Here is a 26797-nt window from a genome sequence, read left to right as displayed (position 1 = left end):
ACTGAATGTAAAACCGATTTGGTCATTTTGTATGAATACTTTATCGACTTCGTTATATAATGAAGTAAGTAAAAGATTTTGGGAAAATAGTACACTTTCGTTTAATCCACGATGAGGAAAATGATATAATTGCAAAATGCATGCATCATTTTCTAAAGAAGGAAAAATATATAATTAGGTGATAGCTTATATGAAACAGATATGGCGTATTTATACGACAGACTTACGGAACGTAGCCAAACATTGGGCTGCGATTGTAATTGTATTAGGACTTATGATTTTGCCATCGTTATATGCATGGTTTAACATTAAAGCTTCCTGGGATCCATATGGGAACACGAAAGATGTTCCAATTGCAGTTTCTAACCAAGATGCTGGATCAAATTTACGAGGAAAAGATATTAACATCGGGAATGAAATTATAGATTCGCTCAAAAAGAATAAAAATATGGGATGGAAATTCGTTGATGAAAAGCAAGCAATTTATGGAGTAGAACACGGGGATTATTATGCAAGTATTACGATCCCAAAAGATTTCTCTGAAAAAATTGCAACGGTAATTAGCGATAACCCGCAAAAGCCAGAACTTGATTATTTTGTGAATGAGAAGGTCAATGCCATTGCACCGAAAATTACAGCAAAAGGTGCATCAGGTATAACAGAAGAAATTAGTAAAAACTTTGTTAAAACAGCAAACGGTGAGATTTTTCAAATCTTTAATGATCTTGGAATCGATTTAGAAACAAACTTACCAAGTATCGAAAAAGTAAAAGATCTTGTATTCAAGTTAGAAGCACAGTTCCCGGAAATGTATACACTTGTGAATACAGCGTTAGATGATGCGACTAGAGCGCAAGATCTTGTGAAAGTTGCACAAGAAGATTTACCGGTTGTGGAAAGTGTGATTAACGATGGGCAGGAAACGCTGGGGAACTTAGATAAGTTCTTTGCAAACAATGACCAAAGGTTAAAAGACGCTCCTGGAGCGATACGAAACGACTTAACTGTGGTGAAAGATGGCATGGATAAGGCAACAGCTGTTACTAATTTTTTAATGCATCCAGGTATTGATTTGAATCTTCCTGATATATCTAAGATACCTCCACTTCCTGAGTTTCCATCACTTTCTGGACTTCCACAGTTTAATGATGAAGGATATAAAAATATTGCCAGAAATATTAATCAAACGGTAAACAATGTGTTGAGTTCAGCACGTACGGGAACTGCATATGCACAAGGCGTTATGAATGGCTTGCAAAATGGAAAGTTTGATCCAGCGAGAGCGAAGCAAGAACTCAATCAGGCTTCCGATAATCTGCAAGGCCATACTGACGGTGTTTCTTATCTTATTGATATGTTGACTAAGCTTAAAGAAGCGGAACCAAATAAGGGAGAAGCGTTTTTCCAAAAGGGGATAGATCATTTAACTAATTTAAAAAATGGTATGGAGAATGCAAACAATGGTATTAAAGATCTTGTAAATATTATTGGTACAGGTCAAGAAGTAAAACAAGATGTGAGAGATGCTGTTAATCAAAAATTAAATGCAGTGAATGGCTTAATTGATCAAGCTGAAAAAGATTATAATGAAACTTTTGTAGCAGATTACAAAAAAGCAGTTCAGTTTAAAGAACAAACAGAAAACAAGATAAATGAGGATTATGAGAAAGCAAAGACTGAATATAATAAAGTAAGAGATGGTATTGAGAATGCTAAATCTGATGCTCAAAAAGCAATGGAAGACCTGCAAAATAAAGGTGTAAATGGCTTGGATTCAACGAAAGTAGCTTTAAACAGCTTAAATGGCCAATTCCAAGCAGGTATTAGTATGATTGATGATATGATTCCTGTACTAGAAAGTGCGAATAAGGTTTTAGCTGATGTAAATAGTGATAAAAACCTTGATAATGGGATTGCAAAATTAAATAAAGCAAAAGACGCTCTTCAAAAGGGTGCCGATGCAACCAATAAAGGAATCACACTTATTAACAATGGGCAACAACCTACAAAAGATGTAATTGAAAGCATTAATGAAGCATCGAAAAATGGTTCAGCACAATTGGGAGACTTCTTAGCAAGCTACGATTCAGAAATCGTTCCGAACTTCAATGCAGCAATTGCTCGTACAAAAGAGATGTCTAAAAATACATCTAAGATCTTAAACGACGCAGATAAAAAGCTTCCAGATGTAAAAAAACTGCTAGAAGATTCATCTAAAGGCCTAGTAGAAGGCACAAAGAAAGTGGAAGATATTAAAGCAGAAATGCCAGCTGCTGAGAAAAAGATTAAAGAATTAGCAGATAAAATTCGTAAATTTGAGTCGGAAGAAGATATAAAAGATGTCATCAAGTTATTGAAAAATGATGTTGAACAGCAAAGTGATTACTTTGCAAATCCAGTAAATTTAAAAGAAAATAAATTATTTGCGATGCCAAACTACGGTTCGGGGATGTCACCATTCTATACAGTGCTTGCATTATGGGTAGGGGCACTTTTAATGGTTTCATTATTAACAGTAGAAGTACATGAGCCAGAGGCAAATTATAAGAGTCATGAGATTTACTTCGGACGCTTTTTAACATTCTTAACGATAGGTCTTGCACAGGCGTTTATCGTATCGATGGGAGATATTTTCTTACTTGGTACGTATGTAGTTGATAAGTTTTGGTTTGTTCTATTCAGCTTATTCATTGGTGGAGTCTTTGTTTGTATCGTGTATTCACTCGTTTCTGTTTTCGGAAACATTGGGAAATCGATGGCAATCATTTTACTCGTACTACAAGTAGCTGGATCAGGCGGAACATTCCCAATTCAAATGCTTCCAAAATTCTTCCAATTGATATATCCGTTCTTACCGTTCACATATGCAATTAGCGTGATTCGTGAAACAGTGGGCGGAATGCTTTGGGATATTGTGATAAGAGATCTTCTCGTGTTAAGTGTCTTTGTGGTAATCATGCTTGTACTTGCATTGGTACTGAAAACACCGATTAACAAGTCGAGTGAGAAATTTGTTGAGAATGCAAAAGGAAGTAAAATTATTCATTAAAAAAAGTTCCTACCGAGAGCGGTAGGAACTTTTTTTATTCAAATTTTAACTTTTTTAATGCTTCTGCTAGTGCGTTATTTAATGGCTCTTCTTCTTCTTTTTGTTGCTGCTTCATATATTTTTGAACGTAGCGTTTATCTGCTTTATTTCCTGATTCTTTCTTGCGGCGCTCTTGGAATGTAGAAAGCTTCTCGCGATATCCACATTTACATGCGAAGATTTGCCCATCTCCTTCACCGCGAAGTTCTAGTTTTTTCTTACATTGAGGGCATCTTGCATTTGTCGTACGGGATACATTTTTACGATGACCACATTCGCGGTCTTGGCATACAAGCATTTTACCTTTTTTGCCGTTTACTTCAAGCATCGGTTTGCCACAGTCTGGACAAGTTTTTGTTGAAATGTTTTCATGCTTATACTTTTTATCGTTTGATTTAATTTCAGCAACGATTTCTTTTGTATAGTTTTTCATCTCGGAAATGAAAATTTCTTTTTTTAATTTACCTTTTGCGATAGCTTCAAGTTTTTGTTCCCATTCAGCAGTTAGTGTAGGAGATTTTAGTTCTTCCGGTACTAAATCAAGTAACTGACGACCTTTTGATGTAATGTGAATATCTTTACCACGTTTTTCAATCAAGAATGAATTAAATAGTTTGTCAATAATGTCAGCTCGTGTAGCCACAGTACCTAATCCACCAGTTGATTTTAACGTATCAGCAAGTTGTTTATTTTGCGTATCCATGTATTTTGTAGGGTTTTCCATTGCTGAAAGTAACGTTGCTTCATTAAAGCGTGCAGGTGGTTTTGTTTGACCTGATGTTTGAGCAATTAGTTTTACGCTTAATGTATCGCCTTTTTCAATGCGAGGTAAAATTTGCTCTTTTAAATCTTCAACTGCATCGTCATCTTCAAAGCGGTTTTCATATACTTCTTTCCAACCAGAATGTAAAATCGTTTTGCCACGTGCAACAAACGTTTCATCACCAATTTTCGTGCGTAATGTTAGTTGTTCATATTCAAAGGCTGGGAATAAGACTGCTAAGAAACGTTTTACCACTAAATCATAAATTTTGCGTTCTTTATCTGTGAAAGCTGAGAAATTCACATAGCTTTCCGTTGGGATGATTGCGTGATGATCGCTTACTTTACTATCATCAACAAATGCTTTAGTGGATTTTATAGGCTTATTTAAAATTTTATGAGCTAAAGGACGATATTCTCCTACTCCACACGCTTTTAGACGCTCTGGAAGTGTTCCGACGATATCAGATGAAATATAGCGCGAATCTGTACGAGGGTAAGTGAGTACTTTATGTTGCTCATACAATTTTTGCATAATATTTAACGTTTCTTTTGCAGAATAACCAAAGATTTTATTTGCATCACGTTGTAGCTCTGTTAAGTCATAAAGACCAGGAGCAAATGATTTTTTCACCTTTTTATCGATTTCTACCACAGTTGCATTTTGTTTATCCAGTTTTGTCACAATGGTATCGATTTTTGCTTTATCAAAACTGCGACCATTCCCTCTAGCGTCTTGCCAAGTCAATTTTAACTTTTCTGTTGTTTGAGCTTCAATGCCGTAGTATGTTTGTGCTTTGAAGTTTTTAATTTCGTCCTCACGACCTGCAATGATAGCCACAGTAGGTGTTTGTACACGACCACAGTTTAGTTGAGCATTAAATCGAGTAGTTAATGCACGTGTTGCATTAAGCCCGATATACCAGTCAGCCTCCGAACGTGCGACAGCTGAAGCGTATAAATTTTCATATGCTTTACCTGGCTTTAAGTTTGCGAAGCCATCTTTGATTGCTTTATCGGTAACAGATGAGATCCATAGGCGTTTAATAGGTTTATTAATTCTAACTTTATCAATAATCCAACGCGCGACTAATTCTCCCTCTCTTCCAGCGTCTGTAGCCACTATTATTTCAGTAACATCTTTTCTAATCAGTTGACTTTTAACGGCATTAAACTGTTTGCCAGTTTGCTTAATCACTGTCAATTTCAAACGTTCAGGTAGCATTGGTAAATCTTCTAGATTCCACTTTTTATATTTTATATCATAGCTTTCTGGGTCTGCTAATGTAACAAGATGCCCTAAAGCCCAAGTAACGATATATTTATTACCTTCAAGATAACCATTTCCTTTTTTATCACACTTCAATACACGTGCAATATCACGTGCAACAGAAGGTTTCTCAGCAATTACAACACTTTTTGCCATATTTAAAACATCCTTTCAAGTTTCCGTAAGTTAAATATAGCATAGATCCTTTGCGGATTCAGTTATGCCGAAGATTCTAACCTTTTGTTATTAATTAAATACTCTATATCTTTGACTAGTTAAGAGGGGGAAATTTTAGTATTTCGGATATAACAAAATAGTAGGATATCTTTGTCCTTTTTTAAAAGGACAAACCATTATTTCACAAGGCGAAAAAGTATCAAAACGCGATGTTGCGAAGTATATAAAACAATAAAATCAAGATGATGAGCCGCGTAATCCTGCGTTAGCGGAAGCTTTGGTAAAATTGAAATTTGGTTCAAAAGAAAAAAGGGAACTGCTCTCATTTTCTCACTTTGTTTGAACTTGGCATGGGGCTAAAAAAGGACCTGACCGCTTCTATGCATGGCCGGATGCTCTCTCCCACCTAAAAAAGGGTTTTTATCGTTTTTTCAATTTGTACTTATATATTAAGATGACAAAAACGTGTAACTTGTTATTTTAAGAGAATAAGAGTAGACTCTGAATTAGATGAATAAGAACACATGGGAGTTTGCGGATGCAGACTGAGAGTACGACTAATCTGTCGTTGACCATTAGAACCTGTTGGATAATGCCAGCGTAGGGAGAGTGTAACAGCACATGTTCAGGCACTTTGCATACGCGAAGTGTCTTTTTGTGTATCTCCCATTATAAAGTTAGGAGATGAAAAGAATGAATATACAAGAAATCGCAAAAGTAGTGGAGACAGTGAGAGAGGCTAATCCTCTTGTGCATAATATTACAAATGTCGTTGTGACAAACTGTACGGCCAATGGTTTACTTGCATTAGGAGCTTCACCAGTTATGGCATATGCAAAAGAAGAAGTGGCAGAAATGGCTAGCATTGCCGGAGCACTTGTTTTAAATATGGGTACACTTCGTCCTGAAGAAGTAGAAGCGATGTTAATTGCCGGGAAGTCTGCGAATGCACATCATGTACCAATATTATTTGATCCAGTTGGTGCTGGAGCTACTTCTTACCGAACTGAAGTAGCAAGACATATTCCAAGTGAAGTGAAATTAGCAATGATTCGCGGGAATGCAGCGGAAATTGCTAATGTTATTAATGAAAAGTGGGAGATTAAAGGTGTTGACGCTGGTGCTGGTAATGGTGATGTTGTAGGAATTGCGAAACAAGCAGCAGATGAATTAGATACAGTTGCGGTGATTACCGGAAAAGAAGACGTTGTAACAGATGGTGAGCGAACAATCATTATTCGCAATGGACATCCAATTTTAACGAAAGTGACAGGTACAGGTTGTCTATTAACTTCTGTAATGGGGGCATTTGCAGCGGTTGAAAAAGATTATGTGAAAGCGGCAGTTGCTGCATTAACGTTTTATGGTGTAGCAGCGGAAATAGCTGCAAGTAAAACAGTAGAGCAAGGACCAGGAAGTTTCCAAATTGAATTTTTGAATCAGTTAGCAAACACTACTGCAAATGAGATTGTACAATATGGAAATATCCAAGAGGTGCAATAAGAAGGGGTAAAAGAAATGGCAAGTATTGATCAACAACAAATGTCCAAGTTATTGCAAGTGTATTTTATTATGGGAAGTAATAACTGTGAAAGAGATCCATTACAAGTAATGAAAGAAGCGTTAGATGGCGGAGTAACGCTTTTCCAATTTCGTGAAAAAGGTGAAGGAGCTTTAGCTGGGGAAGAACGAGTGCGTTTTGCTAAGCGGTTACAAATGCTTTGTAAAGAATATGATGTACCTTTTATCGTGAATGATGATGTAGAATTAGCAATTGAATTGGGTGCAGATGGTGTTCATGTCGGACAAGATGACGAAGGAATTACATCCGTTCGTGAAAAAATGGGAGATAAAATTGTCGGGGTATCTGCTCATACGATAGAGGAAGCTCGTTTTGCAATTGCAAATGGGGCGGATTATTTAGGAGTAGGACCTATTTTTCCGACGAGTACGAAGAAAGATACAAAAGCGGTGCAAGGAACGAAAGGGTTGCGTTATTTTAGAGAAGAGGGAATTACAATCCCGATTGTTGGTATTGGAGGAATTACAGTTAAAAATGCTGCTTCTGTTATAGAGGCAGGGGCTGATGGAGTTTCTGTTATTTCTGCAATTAGTTTAGCAGATTCGCCTTATGAAAGTACGTCTTTACTGACAGGTATTTTTAATGCTAAATAGTGAAAATCGTTGATATATGGGAAGAACCATTTCTAATGTGAAGAAATGGTTTTTTTGTCGTATAAAACAAAGTGTGCGGCTCAAACTAATATGTATGAACATATATCGTTTCGGAGGTACAATATGATTTCATTACAGGATATTATAGCTGCTCATGAGAAGATGAAAGGCATTGTCCATATGACACCACTAGATTATTCAAGTACATTTAGTGAACTATCGCATAATGAAGTATATTTGAAACTCGAAAATTTACAAAAGACGGGTTCTTTTAAAGTACGTGGTTCTTATAATAAGATGGTTTCTCTTGATAAAGGTGAATTAGAAAATGGGGTTGTTGCAGCGTCTGCTGGAAATCATGCACAAGGTGTCGCCTATTCTAGTAATATGCTCGATATTCCCTGTACGATTGTGATGCCAAAAGGTGCACCGCTTAGTAAAGTGCTTGCGACTAAGCGATATGGTGCACATGTAGAGTTGCAAGGTGATGTATTTGATGATGCATTAGCGTATGCGCTAGATTTGAAAGAACAAACAGGAGCAAAGTTTGTACATCCATTTGATGATGAGGCTGTAATCTCTGGTCAAGGGACGGTAGGTTTAGAAATATTGCAGCAGCTTGATGACGTCGAAGCAGTTATTTGTCCTGTTGGTGGTGGCGGCTTAATTGCAGGTGTTGCGATGGCGATTAAAGAACAAAAACCGTCGGTGAAAATATATGGTGTACAAGCGCTTGCTTGTCCGGGGATGAAGCAATCCTTAGAGGGAAAGAAAGTTATTACTGTGGAATCTTCACCAACTATGGCAGATGGAATTGCGGTGAAAAGACCGGGAGAACTTACATTTCAGCTTGTAGAGCGATATGTAGATGATATTTTTTGTGTGGATGAAATGGAAATTGCGAGAACGATGTTAATGCTACTGGAACGAAATAAATTATTAGTAGAAGGCTCAGGTGCCAGTTCGTTAGCCGCATTGCTCTATCAAAAAATTCCTGTGAAAGAGAAAAAAGTTGTGTCGATTTTAAGTGGTGGAAATGTTGATGTTAACTTCATTACTCGTATTATTGAACATGGGATGGTTGAAGCCGGCCGCTTTGTTCATATTGCAACAATGATTAAAGATAAACCAGGACATTTGCAACATTTACTCGAAATTGTAACAAGTTTTGAAGCAAATGTATTACATATTCATTTAGAGCGGATTGGAACAAAAGTATTTCCTGGGTATGCGCAGCTCCATTTATCATTAGAAACGAAAGATAAAAACCATATTGAAGAAGTGCTAAGTGGGATAGAGAAAAAAGGATATAATGTAGAAGTTATTGAATAAAGAATTTAAACAAACGTTTGATTAAATGAAAAAAGCACAAACTTTATTCAGAAAAAGTTTGTGCTTTTTGTATGTTAAAACATAATGGAAATTAAGAGCATCCCAATTCCAATGGAAGCAAATGTTGCGACCAGACCAGGAATCATAAAGCTATGATTTAATACATATTTACCAATACGTGTTGTTCCTGTACGGTCAAAGTTGATCGCAGCAACAATTGTTCCGTAGTTCGGAATGAAGAAATATCCGTTTACTGCAGGGAACATCGCAATAAGAAGTGTTGGTGAAATGCCAAGTGATAATCCGAGTGGCACTAACGCACGTACTGTTGCTGCCTGGCTATACAGTAAAATAGATAGAATAAATAATGCAATAGCGAATAACCATGGTGCGCTTGTTACTAAGTGTTGAATCGATCCTTGAATCGTACTTAAGTTTCCGTTAAAGAATGTGTCTCCCATCCAAGCGATACCGAAGATTGCAACAACGGCTGTAGCACCGGCTTTGAAGACATTTCCAGATACAATGCTTTCTACATTTGGTTTACAGAAGATAATAATAAGAGCAGCAATTGTAAGCATGACCATTTCAATTGTATTTGGCATTGAAAGACGAACTAATTTTCCATCTATCATCCATCCTGGACGAAGTGTTTCGAATGAACCAAGAAGAACAACAAAAATAGTTGCAAATAAGAAGAGAACAACAGATAACTTGGCACCTTTTGCACCGATAAATTCTTTCTTTTCTTCAAGTTTAGGAATCATGCCTTCTTTCAATCGTTTTAAGTATTCAGGGTCTTCATTTAACTCTTTACCCATTTTGCTCGCAACGAAAGCTGCTAACATACAAGCGATAAAAGTAGAAGGAATACTTACTTTTAAAATATCTAACAATGTAATTTTATAATCAGCTAGCATTGCTAACAGGGCCACAGTTGCAGCAGAGATTGGACTTGCTGTAATTGCTTGTTGCGAAGCGATTACGGCAATTGACATCGGGCGTTCAGGTCTAATTCCTGATTCACGTGATACCTCTGCAATAACGGGAAGTACGGAATAGGCAACATGTCCAGTTCCAGCACATAACGTAAATAAATAAGTTACAATAGGAGCGAAAAATGTAATACGCTTTGGATTTTTACGTAGTGCTTTTTCTGCAAGATGGACAAGATAGTCCATTCCACCAGCAGCTTGCAGGGCACCAGCAGCTGTAATGACTGCTAAAATCATCAGCATAACGTCAATAGGAGGAGCTGTAGGTTGTAAATGGAATATGAATACGAGGATTGCCATACCAACTCCACCCATTACCCCTAGTCCAACTCCACCAAGGCGTGCACCGATAAAAATGCAGAGTAATAAGGTAATAAATTGTAGCCAAAACATGATAAACTACCTCCAAAATCCATATGGTAAGATATTTTTGAATAATTTAATTTGAATGATAATTATTAAATTAAACAAAGAGAAAAGTTGTTATATAAACCTTTTTTATTATATAACACGTAAAAAGTAACATTCACTATATTTTGTGAAATTATTTTGAGAAAATTAAATGTAAAGTGAGGGTATAGGGGGGAACGAAATATTTTGAAAGGAAAAAGCAGAAACGAATCCATTCGTTTCTGCTTTTTCCTTTCAAAGAGGTTCACTTATTGTTTTCTTTTATTTGTACCAAAATATTAATAGTAAAGATAATAATAGCAAGAACAACAAGAATACTTCCGCCAGCAACAAAAGGTATAGCTGCATGGTAGCCATAAATCTCAAGAGCGAGTGCAATCATCATAATCGGTAGCCCGATATGTAAGAGCCAAAAATGCCATTTACCAAGTTTCGAGGCACCAGCTTCTTTGAAAATATAATATAAAATACCTGCTAACATCATAGAAGTCCAACCTAATAATAAAACATGTACATGAACGGCGGTCAATTTGTAATTAGCTGAAATTGACATGAATAACCCCATACAAACACCGATGACAAAATAAATAGAAGAGATTTTAATGAAACGAATTCCCATTTTTAGCCCCCTTAATATACTTGTATGTTTGCTACAATAAAATATATGACCAATAGATTGTGAGCAGTATCATATTATAAAAAAATGTGGATTTGTTTGTTTGAAAAAATAAATCATGCTACAATGAAAACGAATTAAGACCGGGGAGCCAATTGGCTGAGAGGATGTAAGTAAACATCGACCCTCAACCTGATCTGGATAATGCCAGCGTAGGGAGTTACTTAAAGTGATGTAAGCAGATGTTATTGTATAATAACTTGCATACAAGGCTTTCCTGCGTAGTTTGTAGGAAAGCCTTTTCTTTTTACAAAACATATTTTGCAAGGGGGATTTTCGGATGTCACAACAAGTTACAATTTCATTTTCAGTCGTACCACAAGCAAAAACGAAAGATGTGTATGCCGTTGTTGATAAAGCAATTGAAGTCGTACAACAATCGGGTGTTCGTTATGAAGTAGGTGCGATGGAAACAACACTAGAAGGAGAATTAGACGTGCTTCTTGATGTCATTAAGCGTGCACAACAAGCTTGTGTTGATGCTGGAGCAGAAGAGGTTATTACTTCTATTAAAATTCATTATCGTCCAAGTACAGGTGTAACGATTGATGAGAAAGTTTGGAAGTACCGTGATGAATATGAAAAACCAGAAACGATCTAACATAACAATTACAACGATTTGGCTTATCCTTCTCATTGCTATATGGGAAGGATCTGTTTCATTATTCCGAATTGAACCGTGGATTTTACCCAAGCCTTCTACTATTGTACAGGAACTCATTGGAATGAAAGATTTATTGTTGCCAAATACAATGCAAACACTACAAGAAGTTATCATCGGATTATTCTTTGCGATTTTACTTGGAACGAGTATTGCAATTATTATGGACGTTATTCCGTTATTTCGCATTTTAATTAATCCGTTACTCGTAATATCACAAACGATACCGATTGTTGTGCTAGCACCTTTATTCATTATTTGGTTTGGGTATGGGATGCTGCCGAAAGTGATGGTCGTGATTCTTGTTTGCTTCTTTCCGATTGCCTTGAGTATTTTAGAAGGTTTCCAAACAGTAGATAAGAACATGCTTAAGTTATTACAAACAATGCGCGCGACAAAATGGCAAATCTATCAGAAGGTAAAATTCCCAGCCGTGCTTCCATACTTTTTCTCTGGGCTGAAAATTGCGGTTACATATAGCGTAATGGGAGCGATTATTGGGGAATGGCTTGGTGCGAGTGAAGGGTTAGGTGTTATGCTTACGCGTGCAACAAAATCCTTTTTAACAGCGCGTGTATTTGGTATCGCAGCAATTATCGTAATGGTGACATTGCTCTTGTATTTTATCGTAGAATTTATGGCAAGACTAACAGCACCATGGATATACAGAAAGGACGACAGAAAATGAAAAAAGGCTTAAAAGTTATGCTAGCAGCGTTGCTAGCGGTAGGCGTGGTCGGTTGTAATGCGGCGAAGAAAGAAGAGAGTACAGATAAAGGGAAGAAAGTAAAAGTTGTTTTAGATTGGTTTCCAAACACAAATCACACTGGTTTATATGTAGCGAAGACAAAAGATTACTATAAAAAGCAAGGCTTAGATGTAGAAATTATTCAACCAGGTGATAATGTGTCAGCAGAGCAAATGATTGCTTCAGGAAAAGCTGATTTCGGTGTAAGTTATCAAGAAAATGTAACATCAGCTCGTGTTGAAGGAATCCCAGTCGTTTCAATTGGAGCAATTATTCAACATAATACATCTGCATTTGCGTCGTTGAAAAAAGATAATATTACTTCTCCGAAAGATTTTGAAGGAAAACGTTATGGAGGCTGGGGAGCGCCAGCAGAAGAAGCGACGTTAAAAACAATTATGGATAAGCATCAAGCTGATTTTAGTAAAGTAGAAAAGGTTGTTCTTGGACAAACAGATTTCTTTAAATCGATTGGTAAAGATGCAGATTTTGAATGGATTTATTATGGCTGGGATGGCATTGAAGCGAAACGACAAGGAAAAGAATTAAATACAATCATGGTAAAAGATTTAGATCCAGCACTAGATTTCTATAGCCCTGTCATTATTACAAGTGAAAAGCATACAAAGCAAGATAAAGATTTTGTGAAAAAATTCATGAACGCAACGGCAGAAGGATATAACTTTGCAATTAAAGAGCCAAAAGAAGCGGCTGATATTTTAATTAAAAATGTACCGGACATTAATAAAGAGTTAGTACAAGAGAGCCAAAAATGGTTAAGTACGAAGTATCAAGACGATGCGAAAGCGTGGGGAGTACAGAAGGAAGAGGTTTGGACAAATTACATGAATTTCTTACACGATAACAAAGTTATTAAAAAGAAAATTGATGTAAAAGATGCCTTTACAAACGAGTTCCTTCCAAGCGAAAAATGAACGGATTACAAATAAAAGATGTTGTGAAAGCATTTGATGGGAAAAATGTACTAGAAAAGATTAGTGCTTCTATACAAGAAGGTGAGTTTGTCTCGTTTGTAGGCCCAAGTGGTTGCGGAAAAAGTACGTTATTAAATCTGATTGCGAGTGTTGAAGAGGCAACTAGTGGTGAGGTAATCTATAACGATACCCTTGTTCAAAAACAGGATATTGTAAGTTATATGCCGCAACAAGATTTGTTGCTCCCGTGGCGTTCAGCACTACAAAATATTGTTCTTCCATTAGAAATTGATGGGAAGCCAAAGAAAGAGCGACTTACAGAAGGAATGGAAGCCTTACAACAATTTGGTCTAGCTGAATACGCAAATCATTATCCAGATGCATTATCCGGTGGTATGCGTCAGCGTATTAGCTTCCTTCGTACTTATTTATGTGAAAAACCTATTATGTTGCTTGATGAACCGTTTGGGAAGCTCGACGCATTTACAAAAATGGAAGTGCATCGTTGGCTTTTGGATTCTTGGCATCAAGAGAAACAAACGATTGTGATGGTAACGCATGACTTGGATGAAGCAATTCTATTATCTGATCGTGTATTCATTATGTCACAAAGGCCAGCTACGATTGTTGGTGAAGTGCATGTGAATTTACCACGTCCTCGTACGATGGATATGTTGACATCTCTTGAGTTAAAAGAAGATAAGGCCGAGATTTTAGGGATATTGGCTCCTTATATGCGGAAGTAATGAAAGCTTCTTAACAGTTTTTGTGACTGTTAAGAAGCTTTTTGTTTTAGAGGGAGAAACAGTGGGTTAAATGATTGAACAAAGAGTGGATTCACTCATTTTAGATTTTACAAGTCTGTATGCAATGGAGAAAATGTCCAAAGAAATTTTTAAAGAAAAAGAGGAACAAACAGATTCATAACGAATAAAATATAAGAGCATGGTGTATGCTTATTATAAGACAATAATGATTTATAAAGGAGTGAAAGGATAAGATGACTTTATCAACTGTTCTTCAAATGGTTTTAGCTTGATATGGGAGAAGTCTGCCCATTTTTAAAGTTTAAGCCAAATTGAAGACAGCAGGTAAAGAACCTTGATCCTTTTTTACAATAATAATTTGTAATGGGTAAGGTGTGTTCACCTTACCCATTTTTTGTACACAATTAAATAAGATCTTTATTTTGCTGTTCTCTCTATTTGGCTTGTTAGTTATAAAGAAAAGGAGAGAACAAAAATGAGCGTATTAACAGTAGAAAATCTTACACATACGTATGGAGATAAAACCATTTTATATAATGCTTGTTTTCGATTATTACAAGGTGAACATGTGGGGCTTGTCGGAAGTAATGGTGCAGGGAAGTCAACATTGCTTCGGCTTTTAATAGGAGAAGTCTTGCCTGATGGGGGGATGATTGAATGGCTTCCACATGTAAAGGTGGGGGTTTTAGAGCAGCATATTGATTTACAAGAAGGAATGACAATTGAGGAATACTTGCAAGGTGCATTTTCTCATCTATATACGATTGAACGTGAAATGATAGCTATTGCTGAAAAGATGGCAAAGGGAACGGATTTAGAGAAGCTATTAGTACGATATGGGGAGTTACAAAATGTATTAGAGGGCTCAGATTTTTATCAAATTCATACCAAAATAGAAGAAGTAGCAGCTGGTTTAGGTTTGTTAGACTTAGGTATGAAAAAAGATGTTTCAAAATTAAGTGGTGGCCAGCGTACAAAGTTATTACTTGGGAAGCTTCTTTTAGAGAAACCGCATGTTTTACTATTAGATGAGCCAACAAACTATTTAGACACAGTTCATATAGATTGGCTAAGAGCATATTTACAAGTGTATGAGCATGCTTATATTGTTGTTTCACATGACGAATCATTTTTAAACAATATTACGAATGTTATTTATCATTTAGAGGGGCAAACAATTAAGCGCTATACAGGAAATTATGAGAGGTTTTTAGAAAGTTATCGCTTGCAGAAACAGCAATTACAAGTGGCTTATACGAGACAACAAAAGGAAATTGCAAATTTAGAGAGTTTTATTCAAAAAAATAAAATTCGAAAAGCAAAGCAGGCAAAAAGCCGTGAAAAGGTATTGGAGAAAATGAAAAAAATTGAAAAACATAACGATGTACCACGGCCGCGTTTTCATTTTCAGATTCACACTGAGCCTGTGAGCCGCATATTACAAGCACAGCAAATTCAAATTGGTTATGTGGAGCCATTGTTTCCATCCCTTAATTTACAAGTGAAAAGGCGCGAAAAGATTGCAATTGTGGGTCATAATGGAATTGGAAAAACAACAATGCTAAAAACGTTGTTAGGACAATTAGAACCATTAAGCGGGAGAGTTCATATTGGAGAGCGGGTACAACCTGCATATTTTGCGCAAGAAGAATTTAGTGCAGAAACTACACCGCTTGAACAAGTATGGTCAGGACGTCCGGATATGACGCAAAAAGAAATTCGTCAATCTTTAGCAAGATGTGGTTTAAAGGAAGAACATATTCGGCAGTCTCTTTGCATTTTAAGTGGTGGAGAACAAACGAAGGTACGTTTATGTGAACTTATGTTAATGCGGAGTAATGTTTTAATTCTAGATGAGCCGACGAATCATTTAGATGTACAGGCGAAAGAGGCATTGAGAGAAGCTTTAGAACACTATCAAGGAACAATTTTACTTGTTTCTCATGAACCTTCTTTTTATGAATCTTGGGTGACGCGAGTTTGGAATCTGGAGGAAATGAACGTTACTAAAAAATAATAGAGCCGTTTATTTAGGAGTGTAATGGGTAAGGCATAAAATATTTTAGTATGAAAATCATGAAGCAGCTACATGTTACGTAGCTGCTTTCATATTATTTATTGATTTACTTGTAGTCGCTCTTGAATGAATAATAGTAATTTAACAATACTGTCTTCCATATAAATATCAAATTTTTGTCGATGAAATTCACCATGTTCGTTATAAAAAATAAGTTCTCCTTTACCAGCAGCTTCGTTTATCAACATATGAAAACTAAGTGGCGTTGCTACGATGGAGCCGTTATCATCTCGTAAAAGTATTTGGCATAGTGTTCCTTGTTGTGCTTCTTCATATAAAAAATCATAATGAAAGGATTGAGAGAGTTTTTCTATCTGAGATAATAGTAGGGTTTGTATAGCATGTTTATCTTGCATACAGTATAACCTCTTTTCGTTTGTTTATATAAAGTATTTGCTGTTCTAGTATATTAACGATAGGGATACTTTGTACATAGCTATTGCTCATTCCGTCTAGAGAGTACCAAATAGATAATTAGAAGAAAGAAATCTATTCCTCATTCGTAAATAAAGTATATTCAGAAAAATCCTATTGACAAAATTTTTTGTAAGATTTACTATTAGTACCATAGTTTTTGAAAAATTTAATACCAATACTCTTATCCAGAGAGGCGGAGGGACTGGCCCTATGATGCCCAGCAACCGAGCTTATGAATTATAAGCTAAGGTGCTAATTCCTGCAAAACGATTTTCGTTTTGGAAGATAAGAGAGGAGCCTATTTTGTCTATTCGACACCTCTCTTATTTGAGAGGTGTTTTTTGTTTAAGAACAGATATATAAGGGGGAATTGTATATGAAAAAGTTGTTGCTAAGTATTGTAAGTGGAACGGTATTGTTATTAGGCGCATGCAGTGCTGATTCGGGGAAGGAAGCAAAAGCGCTAGATGAGAAAAAGATTACAGTTGGTGTAACGGGTGGACCACATGAACAGATTTTTGAAAAAGTAAAAGAAGTGGCGGCAAAAGATGGTCTACAAGTTGATTTAAAGGTATTTAATGATTATGTAGCACCAAATGTATCGTTAGACGAAAACGACATTGATGTGAATAGCTATCAAACGAAATCCTATTTAGATGTATTTAAAGCAGAACGCAATATGAAATTGACAGAAGTATTTTCAACGGTAACGTTCCCAATGGGAGTATATTCTAAAAAACTGAAAGCTGTAAAAGAGTTAAAAGATGGAGATGCAATTGCTGTACCCAATGATCCAACGAATGAACTTCGGGCATTAAAATTATTTGAAAAAGCAGGTGTTTTAAAGGTTGATCCAAAAGCAACCGAGAAAGCAACAGCAAAAGATGTGATTGAGAATCCGAAGAATTTAAAAATTGTTGAATTAGAGGCGTCATAATTACCAACGCAGCTAGATGAAGTGAAAGCAGCGGCGATTAATACGAATTTTGCATTAGGTGCAAAACTAAATCCAGCTAAAGATTCTATTTTCCGTGAAGGAAAAGATTCACCATATGTAAACTGGGTGGTTGTTCGTACGGGAAATAAGGATGATGCAGCTGTAAGAAAATTGAAGAAAGCTTATCAATCTAAAGAAGTGAAAGAGTTTATCGAGAAAAAATTCGATGGTTCTGTTTTGCCGTCTTGGTAGGAGCTGACTATAATGATTGAACTGAAAAATATATCCAAAGTATTTACAACAAAAAAAGGTAAGGTTGAAGCTCTTAAACCAACTTCTCTTAAAATAGAAAAAGGAGAAGTATTTGGAATCATCGGATATAGTGGCGCTGGTAAAAGTACATTAATCCGTTGTGTAAATTTATTAGAAAAACCAACAACAGGAAATATAATTGTAAATGAAAAAGATTTAACAACTTTATCTACAAAAGAGTTAGCTAAGGCGAGACAAAAAATCGGGATGATTTTTCAAGAATTTAACTTATTAAAAACAGTCAATGTTTATGGAAATATTGCATTACCTTTACGTCTAGCTGGGATTCCAAAAACTGAAATTGAAAAAAGAGTAGAAAAATATTTACGTATTGTTGACCTTTTTGATAGAAAAGATGCATATCCAAGTGAGCTTTCTGGTGGTCAAAAACAACGTGTTGCGATTGCGCGTGCACTATCCTATGAACCAGAAGTTTTGCTAAGTGATGAAGCAACAAGTGCATTAGACCCAGAAACAACGGATTCTATTTTAGATTTGCTACTAGAGATCAATGAGAAAATAGGTATTACGATTTTGCTAATTACACACGAAATGAATGTAATCCAGCGTATATGTGATCGAGTTGCTGTAATGGAGAATGGGGCTGTGGTTGAGAGTGGCACAGTAAAGGATGTTTTTACAAATCCGCAACATGTAACCACGAAAAAATTTGTAAACAGCGCTTTTGCAGCTAAAATTCCGGAAGAAGTACAGAAAGAGCTAAAAAACACTGGGGAGATTGTAACGCTTTCGTTTATAGGGAACTCTTCAGGAGAACCAGCATTGGCTGTTGCTACAAAACGATTCCAAGTGTATCCCAATATTTTATCTGGTAATGTTGCACAATTAAAGCATGAAGCGTACGGTAAACTCGTTGTTCATATGCAAGGTGAAGAAAACGAGGTACATAGAGCTTTAGCATTTTTACAGGAACAAGGAATCATCGTAGAAGGAGGTAGGGAAGAGTATGGGAAACAAGTCCTTTTTGGATGAATGGAGTAAAGTGATATGGGAAGCAACGATTCAAACGTTTCAAATGACATCAATTTCACTACTTATATCAATTATTATTGCATTGCCACTAGGAGTAACACTTGTTTTAACAAGGCCTGGTGGTCAACTAGAGAATAAAATCGTATACCCTATTTCTAATACAATTATTAATGTCATTCGTTCTATTCCATTTATTATTCTATTATTCTTCATTCTACCGTTTACAAAACTGCTTATGGGAACTTCAATTGGTGTGAAAGGTGTGATTGTACCGCTTGTTGTATTTACAGCTCCTTATATTGCACGTTTAATGGAAACAGCTTTATTAGAAGTGGATCGTGGTGTAATTGAGGCGTATCAAGCGATGGGAGTTTCTACTATAAAAATTATTTGGCACGTTATGGTTAGAGAAGCGCGTCCATCGCTTGTGCTCGGCTTGACCATCGCAACGATTGGATTAATCGGTGCAACTGCGATGGCTGGACTTGTAGGAGCAGGTGGTCTTGGAGATTTAGCATATCGATTTGGTCATTTGCGTTATGAGCCAGAAGTGATGTATGCAACAGTCTTTATCCTAATTATTCTTGTTCAAGGATTACAATCTCTAGGGAACGGGATTGCGAGAAAATTAAAGAAAGATTGAAAAAGTGCGGTAGCTCTAATATAAGAGGTATCGCACTTTTTTATCATTTTAACCGAGAAGACCCCCTCCTCTAAACGAAGTGAAGGTGGGGGGGAGTTCAATTTTTGGAATATAGGTATAAATAAAATTGAAACCTAATTTTTTTAGATACCATATCGTGGTATCATTTAAATTTTTCATGTAAAATAATAGTAAAAATATGTAATAGAAGAATTAATAGCATATATTGAAGAACAAGGACGATTACTTTTATTCATAAAAGCCGAAAATTGTGGTGTGTGTGATGTGATGTTAGAGAAGGTAAATCGTTAGTTAAAGCAATATAAAAATGTGGAAAATATTGTCGTTTCGTTGGAGGATATGAAAGAAATTTCAGCGAAGTATTTAGTATTTACAGCACCAACAGTTTTATTATTTCATCAAGGAAAAGAAATACTTCGTGAGTCACGATTTATTTCCTTAGAGAATACAGAACGAACATTAAAAATGTTCGGAAAATAAAGGGGGATTTCATATGGGATTTGTAATAGCGGCATTATTGTTTTTAGTTTTAATTGGAATGATTGTAAAATCAATTAGATCAAATAAACGGAAAGTAAATCTTTATAAATCAGGTACTGGTGATAGTACATCCACTACGGCTACTTCTACACCATTGTTCTTTGCAGGATCTGATAGCGATAATTCACATGATTGTGGAAGTTCGTTTGGAGGAGATAGCGGTTTTTCAGGTGGTGATGGCGGCAGCTGTGGCGGCGGTGGGGATTAAAAAAATACGCTCTTTATGGGCGTACTTCTTTTTAAACAAACGTTTGATTAGTTGGTTTGAATCCGTATAGAATCAGCTAAACAAACGTTTGTTTAAATGCAGTGTATTAATACATAAGGAATATATGATGTTACAAGGGGAATGAACATGGAGAAGAAGCCGAAAGTTAAAAATAAAGGGAAGGTAGCTTTATTTTTATTAGTTGCAGGAGGAGTATTTATTTTTAAACTTGGTTTGAAGGTTGGAGCTATTCATACACTTCGAACATGGTTTGAGAATATTTTTTCCTAAATAAGGAATATGACCTCTTGTAAAAGAGGTTTTATATTTGTTAATATTAGACTGAACGGTCGGTTTGGTGAGGTGTGAACATGAGGAAGAATGCAGAAGAGATAAAAAAAGAAATAGCGTACCAAGCGGAAGAGTTATTTTCACAAAAAGGATACGCTGCAACATCTATGGAAGATATTTGTGAAATTACTGAACGTAGTAAAGGTAGCATTTATTATCATTTTAAAAGCAAGGAAGAATTATTTTTATTTGTAGTAAAACAACATACGTATGATTGGCTTGAAAAGTGGAATGAAAAAGAAAAGCATTATCATACGAGTACCGAAAAATTATATGGGCTTGCAGAGTACCACGTGGAAGATATACAACAGCCTATTTTTAGTGCCGTGGAAGAGTTTTCTACAAGTCAAATTGTGAGCAAAGAAACTCTGGATGAAATGCTGGTTTTAGCAAGGGCATCATATGGTGTTTTTGAAAAATTAATTGAAGAAGGTATAAAATCTGGAGAATTCCGTCAAGGAGATACCAGGGATCTTATGTACATTGTAAATGGCTTATTATCAGGGCTTGGGGTACTTTACTATGAGCTAGACTCTACAGAAATGAAACGCATTTACAAGAAGGCAATAGATGTACTGCTACAAGGAATGGCAGCTGAATCTTAAATCAGCAGCTTTTCTTTCATACCAAATTAGACTGAACGGTCGGTTTATAAAGGGGGAGATAGTATGAAATCTTTATTTAAAAATCGAGCATTTATGCTTGTTATGGCGTCTGATATTTTACAGCAGTTTGCGATTTGGATTCGAAATATGGCATTGTTGTATTTCGTTATGGAGCGAACAAATAATGATCCTGTTTCAGTTTCATTATTATCGGTTATGGAATATGCACCTATTTTTATTTTTTCATTTATTGGTGGTGCGCTAGCAGATCGCTGGAATCCGAAGAGAACGATGGTAGTAGGAGATATGCTAAGTATATTATCTATTATTGGGATTGTTTTCTTGTTAAAAATGGATTATTGGCAGGCTATATTTTTTGCAACTCTTGTTTCAGCAATTGTTGGGCAATTTTCTCAGCCTTCATCGTCACGTATATTTAAACGCTACGTAGAAGAAAAACATGTTGCAAATGCAATTGCAGTAAACCAAACGCTACAGTCACTATTTATGATTTTGGGGCCAGTTGTAGGATCGATTGTTTATACACAGCTTGGGTTGTTTATTTCACTATATAGCTTAATTGGATTGTTTGTGTTATCGGCTATTACTCTTTCGTTTTTACCAAGATGGATAGAAAAAGAGAAACCTGAGAGTATCTCATTATGGAATGATATAAAAGAGGGATGGAGGTATGTCCTTCAAACAAAAAATTTATGTATGATTACCATTACTTTTGCGATTATGGGGTTAGCGGTAGGATTAACAAATCCATTAGAAATATTTCTTGTTATTGAACGGTTAGGAATGGAAAAGGAGGCTGTTCAATATTTAGCAGCTGCTGATGGAATAGGTATGCTCATTGGTGGTGTCGTTGCGGCAGTTTTTGCTTCGAAAGTACATCCGAAAAAAATGTTTGTGTTTGGTATGGGTGTTTTGGCTATGTCTTTTCTTGTAGAAGGACTGTCTACATCATTTTGGATTACTAGTTTGATGCGGTTTGGAACGGGAATTTGTTTAGCTTGTGTGAACATTGTTGTTGGAACGCTTATGATTCAGCTTGTACCGGAGAATATGGTAGGACGTGTAAATGGTACAATTTTACCGCTTTTTATGGGAACTATGCTAATTGGAAATTCACTAGCTGGGGGATTAAAAGAAGCAACCTCACTTATTATTGTATTTTGTATAGCGATGTCACTTATTTTACTCGCGATTTTACCAATTTTACGTATGAGAATAAATGAAGAAGCCAGAAATAAAAAAGAGGATGCAAATCAAAAGGGGGTTACGGATTCTTTGGTGTAGGAATTCTACTAGAACAGGAGCGATTCATGCTCCTTTTTTATCCCGCATTAACGGGCAGTAAGACCCCCACCTCAAAATTTGGCAAAAGCAAAGAAGTTAGGTGGGGGATGAACTGCCCGTAAAAGCCCGATTGGTTCAACTAATAATCAGTGGGGGATGAAGAAAACCCCCACTGATTAAAGTTTCACTTTATATGGGGAATTTTTGACAACTATATGTACCAAATATATACTGATGTTGTAAAAATAATTTTACAGGTTAGGAGAAAAGATGTGAAAAACCAAATTTACACATTGCGCACTGAAAATAATATTTCACAAGGTGCATTAGCAGATAAATGTAAAGTATCGAGACAGACGATAAATGCAATTGAAAATAATAAATATGATCCAAGTTTAGCTCTGGCATTTCGTTTAGCTGAAGTATTAGGGACAACGGTTGATAAATTATTTTTGTATAAGCAGTAGAGTTTTTATATAAATACGGATTGAAAGACAGACATAAAACCATTCCTTTTAGGTGGGAGAGAGCATCCGCCCATGGGTAGGAGCGGTCGGTGTCTTTTTTACCCCATGTCATGTGAAAACAGAAGGAGAAAACGAGTGGAGAACTTCTTTTGTTTTCATAACCACGACTTAGATGTCGGGAAATTAAAATGGATATATATGGTAGTTAGAGGTATCGATAGAATAATAGAAAATGTCCCTTTCTGCATGCAGAAAGGGACATTTTCTATTATAGTGTTTCCGATTTTGGAGCAGGTGGTGTAACAGAAGTCGCATTTTCCGGTACTCGTGTTAGTATGAATCCGCCGATTATAAATAAAACGATAATGCTTAGTACACCAGCATTTGTTCTTCCTGTTAGCTGAGTTGTTACACCGACTAATACGGGTCCCATAATAGCTGCGAACTTACCGAAAATATTATAGAATCCGAAGAATTCATTTGCAGATTCTTTCGGTACCAACTTTGCAAAATATGAGCGGCTGAGCGCCTGAATTCCGCCTTGAGAAGTTGCAACAAGCATTGCCAAAATCCAAAAGTCGAGTGTTGTTTTTAAGAAATAAGCGTATGCACAAATAATGATATAAATAATAACACCGACATATAGCATTTTCTTGTCTTTGAACGTTTCAGATAGTTTCCCATACAGCAAGGCGAATGGACAAGCGACAATTTGTGTTACAAATAAAATAATAAGTAAGTTTGTCGCACTAATACCAAGGTCTGTGCCATAAGCTGTGGACATTGTAATAATTGTATCGACGCCATCAATGTAGAAGAAATAAGCAAGCAAGAACAAAAATACAGTGCGATATTGACGGATATTTTTAAATGTATTAGCTAAGCGCTTAAAACTCATTTTGATCGGTTTTGGGTGCCGTTCAATATAATGCGTTTGTTCCACATTTTTGAGCATCGGAATCGTAAATAATCCCCACCAAAGAGCTGTAATTGCAAAGGAAATTTGACTGGCGATACCAACTGATAATGGGATTGTTCCTTTTTGGGCAAGGATAATCAGAGTGAGACATCCAATAAATGGAATTGCACTTCCGATATAGCCTAGTGCAAAACCACGAGTTGAAATTCGGGTCATTCGATCTTCTGTTGTGATATCTACTAAAAATGCATCATAGAAAATGTTTGCTCCAGCAAATCCAACTAAAGCGAGCATATAGCAGCCTAGTAGTAAATACCACTGTGATGTTGGAACAACAGTTAGCATACTTGTAAATATAATACCGAGTCCAAAAAAGAATGTGAAAAAGCGTTTTTTAAAGCCTTTATAATCGGCAATTGTACCGAGAATAGGAGCGAGAATAGAAATTAAAAGTGTTGAGAAAGAATTTGCATATCCCCAATAAGCTGTTGAAGTTGCTCCAGATAGACCTGCTTCTTTTGCAGCAGCTTTGAAATAAATAGGAAATAATGCAGTTGTAATGACGAGCGAGTATACCGAGTTTGCCCAGTCATACAATATCCAGCTTTTTTCTTGTCTGGACATTTTTTTCATAGAATGTTCCTCCTTATAGTCGTTCTAACATTAGTGTACAAAAATAGAAATAGGAAAAAGAGAAACAGAGGTAAATTTTACGTATTTTTTACATATATACACATTTCTTTACAATTGAAGTAAATCCTCTATTATAGTTCCGTCAGTTTCACCAAGGTATAATCCGAGCAAACGTGCAATGGTCGGTCCTTCGTCAATGAGACGCATATAAGGAATAATTGCCCCTTGGCGAATGCCTTTTCCAGCGGCGATGAAGATGGTCTCATAGTTTGGTTTTGTTGGAGAATAGCCATGCGTACCGAACGTGTATTTTTTACTGGGAGTTACATCTTTTTCCGAGATTTTTTTTATAAACTCTCCTGTGTAGTTTTGGGTGAAGTAATAGCCTTCTCTTGCTTCAAGCATAAAAAGGCAGTTTCCATCAGCACCGCGCTCTTTTGCGCCTTCATCATGAAGGATAAATTCGATTCCATTTTGTTTATCTTGAAGGAGTTCTTCAAGAAGGTGTTGGACAACTTGTATAGTTTGGATATCATTTTTATCCTTTACATGTACGTAAGCAGAGCCATCACAGCTTTGGCAATAAGCTTTCCAATTTGTTAATTTTCCATCTTGATTTACTGAAATGAGTCCTTTTTGATGGAAAAGAACATTTAATTGAATAGCCTTATTCTCACTTAGAGCACTATGATCACCGAGGGCAATAATTGTACTTGATTCGTATATACCAGTTTCTTTTAATGCTTTAATAATCTTCCCCAGTCTCTCATCGTGCCGCTGAATAGCAGCTGTTGTTTCTGTAGAAGAAAATCCATGATAATGCCTTTGTGTATCTAAATCTGTAAAGTGAACAAACATGACGTTCGGTTTTTTCGTTTGTATGGTATGTACGGCTGAGGCGAGGACAAAATCATCAAGTTCGGGCTGTGACAACCCTTTTCTAATATGGCCAAAACGACGATTTAAATCTAGCTGATACAACGGGCTTCCACTAAATAATGAAACAAGAACTTGATTTTGCCACGGTCTGTTTGGAAAAATTTCAGGTAAGTTGTAGTCAATTTTTGCTCTTCCTGTAACAGGCCATAGAAGTGCAGCCGTTGTTAAATTCGCTTTTCGTGCCTCGTCATATAATGTCGTTCCTTTAATAGAACGGCGGTACCAATGCCAATCTGGTGATTCCCTGCCAGGCTGAAGTAATGTATTGCTTACAACACCATGTTTGTTAGGGTAGTTACCAGTTACAATAGTGGCGTGACTTGGATATGTTACAGAAGGATAAATAGCTTCTACTTTTTTTGCAATTGCACCTTGTTCGATTAAAGACCGAAAATGAGGAAGTTCTTGTAATATAGGAAAATCTAAAGCTGATAAACAGTCAAAAGATAAAACAATTACACGATTTGTTAATGGTTTGCCCATTGTGTATACCTCCTGTTATATAACCTATTATTATATATTACTATTAATACCTGGTAATAAAAATATCTTTCGGAGAAGAAAGTATTTTTTATATATTCAGACTGATAAGAGTATAATGTGCGTAAGAAGAAATCAAGGGGAAGAAAGATGGAAACCTTTTTAATAATTAGTGTCCTAGCAGTAATTGTTGTTTTCTTTGTGTCGTTCATGTTACGAAAAAGCTTTCCGAATCGCTCATTTGATATTACGTTTGGTCTTATTATCATTATAATTTGTCTAATTTGTTTTCTAATCACGTTATTTTTTATTGGTGGATTTGAAGGTATGGCATATGGTTTCTTATGTTTCTTTATACTAATTGGAACAGTTGTTGGAATGTTACTTCATCAAATTGTAAAATTGTTTAGGTCGAAAATAAAACATTGATAAGGGACATTTAGTAGATCCCTGCAAATCTTATGATACTTAGTATTGTATATCACTATTAATATCTGATTATAAAAAATCATCCATGAGGAAGGTTTAATGTTTATTTTTTGAATTTTAAAACATATAATAATTATAAGAAAATTGATGGAAGGAGGAAATGGAATGAATGGATTTGAAGTGTTTTTTATAATTGGAGCTGTAACAATTCTCATTGTATTTGCGGGTTCATTTTTATTAAAGAAGCAATTTCCAAAGAGACCGTTTGATATTATATTTGCACTTATTTTAATTCTCCTTTGTTTAGCTTTCTTTCCTTTTACTATCTTCGCTATTGGAGGATGGGATGGAATGGGTTATGGTATTGCATGTTTCTTTGTTTTAGTGGGAACAATCATCGGTATGATTACTCATCAATTTGTAAAACTCTTTCGGAAAAATTATGTGTAAATTCAGTATAAAACAGAAAAAAACGAAAAGAATATATAAAAATAAGAAAATTAGCTATTGTTTTAAAATAGAAT

The 26797-nt window shown here is 35.9% G+C and carries 24 protein-coding genes, 2 pseudogenes and 3 riboswitches; of the genes and pseudogenes, 20 read left to right on the top strand and 6 right to left on the bottom strand.

The window, feature by feature from the left end; genetic code table 11:
• Positions 1-190 precede the first annotated feature (190 nt).
• The gene (locus MHH45_RS14385; RefSeq protein ID WP_016132337.1) at positions 191-3049 is read left to right on the top strand and encodes a YhgE/Pip domain-containing protein; all 2859 of its coding nucleotides are present in this window, start codon (positions 191-193) and stop codon (positions 3047-3049) included.
• Between the two features lie 34 nt (positions 3050-3083).
• Here MHH45_RS14385 and MHH45_RS14380 read toward each other — a convergent pair whose 3' ends face one another.
• Entirely contained in the window at positions 3084-5276 is a 2193-nt protein-coding gene (locus MHH45_RS14380) for a DNA topoisomerase III (protein WP_016132338.1), read from the bottom strand.
• A 535-nt stretch (positions 5277-5811) separates the two neighbouring features.
• A riboswitch (TPP riboswitch) is annotated at positions 5812-5921 on the top strand.
• Positions 5922-5990: 69 nt separating this feature from the next.
• Between MHH45_RS14380 and thiM the strand changes: the two genes are divergently transcribed.
• The 3 genes from thiM to ilvA all read left to right on the top strand — a co-directional run bounded on the left by thiM (position 5991) and on the right by ilvA (position 8804).
• Positions 5991-6800 (top strand): hydroxyethylthiazole kinase, encoded by an 810-nt coding sequence (thiM, locus tag MHH45_RS14375; RefSeq protein ID WP_088093916.1) that lies wholly within the window; start codon positions 5991-5993, stop codon positions 6798-6800.
• Positions 6801-6815: 15 nt separating this feature from the next.
• Positions 6816-7472, top strand: coding sequence for a thiamine phosphate synthase (gene thiE, locus MHH45_RS14370; RefSeq protein WP_016112912.1), 657 nt, complete (start codon positions 6816-6818; stop codon positions 7470-7472).
• A 123-nt stretch (positions 7473-7595) separates the two neighbouring features.
• A complete protein-coding gene (ilvA, locus tag MHH45_RS14365) occupies positions 7596-8804 on the top strand; it encodes a threonine ammonia-lyase (RefSeq protein ID WP_016112913.1) in 1209 nt (402 codons plus the stop codon).
• A 74-nt stretch (positions 8805-8878) separates the two neighbouring features.
• Here the strand turns inward: ilvA and MHH45_RS14360 are convergent, their stop codons facing one another.
• Entirely contained in the window at positions 8879-10192 is a 1314-nt protein-coding gene (locus tag MHH45_RS14360) for an anaerobic C4-dicarboxylate transporter family protein (RefSeq protein WP_016112914.1), read from the bottom strand.
• Positions 10193-10454: 262 nt separating this feature from the next.
• A complete protein-coding gene (locus tag MHH45_RS14355; RefSeq protein ID WP_088093917.1) occupies positions 10455-10829 on the bottom strand; it encodes a cytochrome-c oxidase in 375 nt (124 codons plus the stop codon).
• A 131-nt stretch (positions 10830-10960) separates the two neighbouring features.
• Positions 10961-11062, top strand: a riboswitch (TPP riboswitch).
• Between the two features lie 104 nt (positions 11063-11166).
• On the opposite strand from MHH45_RS14355, the gene MHH45_RS14350 reads away from it, so the two are divergent.
• From MHH45_RS14350 to MHH45_RS14330, 5 genes are all read left to right on the top strand, one after another.
• A complete protein-coding gene (locus MHH45_RS14350; protein WP_006093425.1) occupies positions 11167-11487 on the top strand; it encodes an MTH1187 family thiamine-binding protein in 321 nt (106 codons plus the stop codon).
• Complete coding sequence (locus MHH45_RS14345) at positions 11459-12235, top strand: ABC transporter permease (RefSeq protein ID WP_140386002.1); 777 nt, start codon at positions 11459-11461, stop codon at positions 12233-12235. Before MHH45_RS14350 ends, MHH45_RS14345 begins: the two co-directional genes overlap by 29 nt.
• Positions 12232-13230 (top strand): ABC transporter substrate-binding protein, encoded by a 999-nt coding sequence (locus tag MHH45_RS14340; RefSeq protein ID WP_088093919.1) that lies wholly within the window; start codon positions 12232-12234, stop codon positions 13228-13230. The genes MHH45_RS14345 and MHH45_RS14340 overlap by 4 nt, the downstream gene beginning before the upstream one ends.
• Positions 13227-13976: an ABC transporter ATP-binding protein gene (locus MHH45_RS14335; protein WP_016112918.1), complete on the top strand. Its 750-nt coding sequence runs from the start codon at positions 13227-13229 to the stop codon at positions 13974-13976. Before MHH45_RS14340 ends, MHH45_RS14335 begins: the two co-directional genes overlap by 4 nt.
• 496 nt (positions 13977-14472) lie before the next feature.
• A complete protein-coding gene (locus MHH45_RS14330; RefSeq protein WP_016112919.1) occupies positions 14473-16014 on the top strand; it encodes an ABC-F family ATP-binding cassette domain-containing protein in 1542 nt (513 codons plus the stop codon).
• 98 nt (positions 16015-16112) lie between these two features.
• Here the strand turns inward: MHH45_RS14330 and MHH45_RS14325 are convergent, their stop codons facing one another.
• Positions 16113-16430 (bottom strand): hypothetical protein, encoded by a 318-nt coding sequence (locus MHH45_RS14325; RefSeq protein WP_016112920.1) that lies wholly within the window; start codon positions 16428-16430, stop codon positions 16113-16115.
• A 239-nt stretch (positions 16431-16669) separates the two neighbouring features.
• Positions 16670-16783, top strand: a riboswitch (SAM riboswitch).
• Between the two features lie 84 nt (positions 16784-16867).
• Between MHH45_RS14325 and MHH45_RS14320 the strand changes: the two are divergent.
• From MHH45_RS14320 to MHH45_RS14280, 9 genes and pseudogenes are all read left to right on the top strand, one after another.
• Positions 16868-17680 (top strand): annotated as a pseudogene (locus MHH45_RS14320) (MetQ/NlpA family ABC transporter substrate-binding protein).
• Positions 17681-17692: 12 nt separating this feature from the next.
• Entirely contained in the window at positions 17693-18733 is a 1041-nt protein-coding gene (locus MHH45_RS14315) for a methionine ABC transporter ATP-binding protein (protein WP_088093920.1), read from the top strand.
• Positions 18708-19376, top strand: a complete 669-nt coding sequence (locus MHH45_RS14310; RefSeq protein WP_016112923.1) for a methionine ABC transporter permease — start codon at positions 18708-18710, stop codon at positions 19374-19376. Before MHH45_RS14315 ends, MHH45_RS14310 begins: the two co-directional genes overlap by 26 nt.
• 204 nt (positions 19377-19580) lie before the next feature.
• A pseudogene (locus MHH45_RS14305) lies at positions 19581-19877 on the top strand (thioredoxin family protein).
• 13 nt (positions 19878-19890) lie between these two features.
• Complete coding sequence (locus tag MHH45_RS14300; RefSeq protein WP_016112924.1) at positions 19891-20145, top strand: hypothetical protein; 255 nt, start codon at positions 19891-19893, stop codon at positions 20143-20145.
• Positions 20146-20292: 147 nt separating this feature from the next.
• Complete coding sequence (locus tag MHH45_RS14295) at positions 20293-20436, top strand: hypothetical protein (RefSeq protein ID WP_016112925.1); 144 nt, start codon at positions 20293-20295, stop codon at positions 20434-20436.
• Between the two features lie 80 nt (positions 20437-20516).
• Entirely contained in the window at positions 20517-21101 is a 585-nt protein-coding gene (locus MHH45_RS14290) for a TetR/AcrR family transcriptional regulator (protein ID WP_016112926.1), read from the top strand.
• Between the two features lie 63 nt (positions 21102-21164).
• Complete coding sequence (locus MHH45_RS14285) at positions 21165-22406, top strand: MFS transporter (protein ID WP_016112927.1); 1242 nt, start codon at positions 21165-21167, stop codon at positions 22404-22406.
• Positions 22407-22621: 215 nt separating this feature from the next.
• Positions 22622-22873, top strand: a complete 252-nt coding sequence (locus MHH45_RS14280) for a helix-turn-helix transcriptional regulator (RefSeq protein WP_077295032.1) — start codon at positions 22622-22624, stop codon at positions 22871-22873.
• A gap of 268 nt (positions 22874-23141) precedes the next feature.
• On the opposite strand, the gene MHH45_RS14275 is transcribed toward MHH45_RS14280, so the two are convergent.
• A complete protein-coding gene (locus tag MHH45_RS14275) occupies positions 23142-24425 on the bottom strand; it encodes an MFS transporter (RefSeq protein ID WP_016112929.1) in 1284 nt (427 codons plus the stop codon).
• Positions 24426-24533: 108 nt separating this feature from the next.
• Entirely contained in the window at positions 24534-25847 is a 1314-nt protein-coding gene (locus MHH45_RS14270; protein ID WP_016112930.1) for an alkaline phosphatase family protein, read from the bottom strand.
• 147 nt (positions 25848-25994) lie between these two features.
• On the opposite strand from MHH45_RS14270, the gene MHH45_RS14265 reads away from it, so the two are divergent.
• Entirely contained in the window at positions 25995-26273 is a 279-nt protein-coding gene (locus MHH45_RS14265) for a YesK-like family protein (RefSeq protein WP_016112931.1), read from the top strand.
• Between the two features lie 165 nt (positions 26274-26438).
• Complete coding sequence (locus MHH45_RS14260) at positions 26439-26723, top strand: YesK-like family protein (RefSeq protein ID WP_016112932.1); 285 nt, start codon at positions 26439-26441, stop codon at positions 26721-26723.
• The last annotated feature ends 74 nt before the right edge of the window (positions 26724-26797 follow it).

The sequence above is a fragment of the Bacillus sp. FSL K6-0042 genome (assembly GCF_038006685.1).
Lineage (GTDB): Bacteria > Bacillota > Bacilli > Bacillales > Bacillaceae_G > Bacillus_A > Bacillus_A pseudomycoides.
Note: the sequence above shows the minus strand (reverse complement) of the source record. Positions and strands in the feature narration are given on the sequence as shown.

Excerpts from the sequence above, each read along its gene's own strand:
- MHH45_RS14385 (WP_016132337.1), top strand. The coding sequence starts at position 191 with ATGAAACAGATATGGCGTATTTATACGACAGACTTACGGAACGTAGCC.
- MHH45_RS14380 (WP_016132338.1), bottom strand. The coding sequence starts at position 5,276 with ATGGCAAAAAGTGTTGTAATTGCTGAGAAACCTTCTGTTGCACGTGAT.
- thiM (WP_088093916.1), top strand. The coding sequence starts at position 5,991 with ATGAATATACAAGAAATCGCAAAAGTAGTGGAGACAGTGAGAGAGGCT.
- thiE (WP_016112912.1), top strand. The coding sequence starts at position 6,816 with ATGGCAAGTATTGATCAACAACAAATGTCCAAGTTATTGCAAGTGTAT.
- ilvA (WP_016112913.1), top strand. The coding sequence starts at position 7,596 with ATGATTTCATTACAGGATATTATAGCTGCTCATGAGAAGATGAAAGGC.
- MHH45_RS14360 (WP_016112914.1), bottom strand. The coding sequence starts at position 10,192 with ATGTTTTGGCTACAATTTATTACCTTATTACTCTGCATTTTTATCGGT.
- MHH45_RS14355 (WP_088093917.1), bottom strand. The coding sequence starts at position 10,829 with ATGGGAATTCGTTTCATTAAAATCTCTTCTATTTATTTTGTCATCGGT.
- MHH45_RS14350 (WP_006093425.1), top strand. The coding sequence starts at position 11,167 with ATGTCACAACAAGTTACAATTTCATTTTCAGTCGTACCACAAGCAAAA.
- MHH45_RS14345 (WP_140386002.1), top strand. The coding sequence starts at position 11,459 with ATGAATATGAAAAACCAGAAACGATCTAACATAACAATTACAACGATT.
- MHH45_RS14340 (WP_088093919.1), top strand. The coding sequence starts at position 12,232 with ATGAAAAAAGGCTTAAAAGTTATGCTAGCAGCGTTGCTAGCGGTAGGC.
- MHH45_RS14335 (WP_016112918.1), top strand. The coding sequence starts at position 13,227 with ATGAACGGATTACAAATAAAAGATGTTGTGAAAGCATTTGATGGGAAA.
- MHH45_RS14330 (WP_016112919.1), top strand. The coding sequence starts at position 14,473 with ATGAGCGTATTAACAGTAGAAAATCTTACACATACGTATGGAGATAAA.
- MHH45_RS14325 (WP_016112920.1), bottom strand. The coding sequence starts at position 16,430 with ATGCAAGATAAACATGCTATACAAACCCTACTATTATCTCAGATAGAA.
- MHH45_RS14315 (WP_088093920.1), top strand. The coding sequence starts at position 17,693 with ATGATTGAACTGAAAAATATATCCAAAGTATTTACAACAAAAAAAGGT.
- MHH45_RS14310 (WP_016112923.1), top strand. The coding sequence starts at position 18,708 with ATGGGAAACAAGTCCTTTTTGGATGAATGGAGTAAAGTGATATGGGAA.
- MHH45_RS14300 (WP_016112924.1), top strand. The coding sequence starts at position 19,891 with ATGGGATTTGTAATAGCGGCATTATTGTTTTTAGTTTTAATTGGAATG.
- MHH45_RS14295 (WP_016112925.1), top strand. The coding sequence starts at position 20,293 with ATGGAGAAGAAGCCGAAAGTTAAAAATAAAGGGAAGGTAGCTTTATTT.
- MHH45_RS14290 (WP_016112926.1), top strand. The coding sequence starts at position 20,517 with ATGAGGAAGAATGCAGAAGAGATAAAAAAAGAAATAGCGTACCAAGCG.
- MHH45_RS14285 (WP_016112927.1), top strand. The coding sequence starts at position 21,165 with ATGAAATCTTTATTTAAAAATCGAGCATTTATGCTTGTTATGGCGTCT.
- MHH45_RS14280 (WP_077295032.1), top strand. The coding sequence starts at position 22,622 with ATGTACCAAATATATACTGATGTTGTAAAAATAATTTTACAGGTTAGG.
- MHH45_RS14275 (WP_016112929.1), bottom strand. The coding sequence starts at position 24,425 with ATGAAAAAAATGTCCAGACAAGAAAAAAGCTGGATATTGTATGACTGG.
- MHH45_RS14270 (WP_016112930.1), bottom strand. The coding sequence starts at position 25,847 with ATGGGCAAACCATTAACAAATCGTGTAATTGTTTTATCTTTTGACTGT.
- MHH45_RS14265 (WP_016112931.1), top strand. The coding sequence starts at position 25,995 with ATGGAAACCTTTTTAATAATTAGTGTCCTAGCAGTAATTGTTGTTTTC.
- MHH45_RS14260 (WP_016112932.1), top strand. The coding sequence starts at position 26,439 with ATGAATGGATTTGAAGTGTTTTTTATAATTGGAGCTGTAACAATTCTC.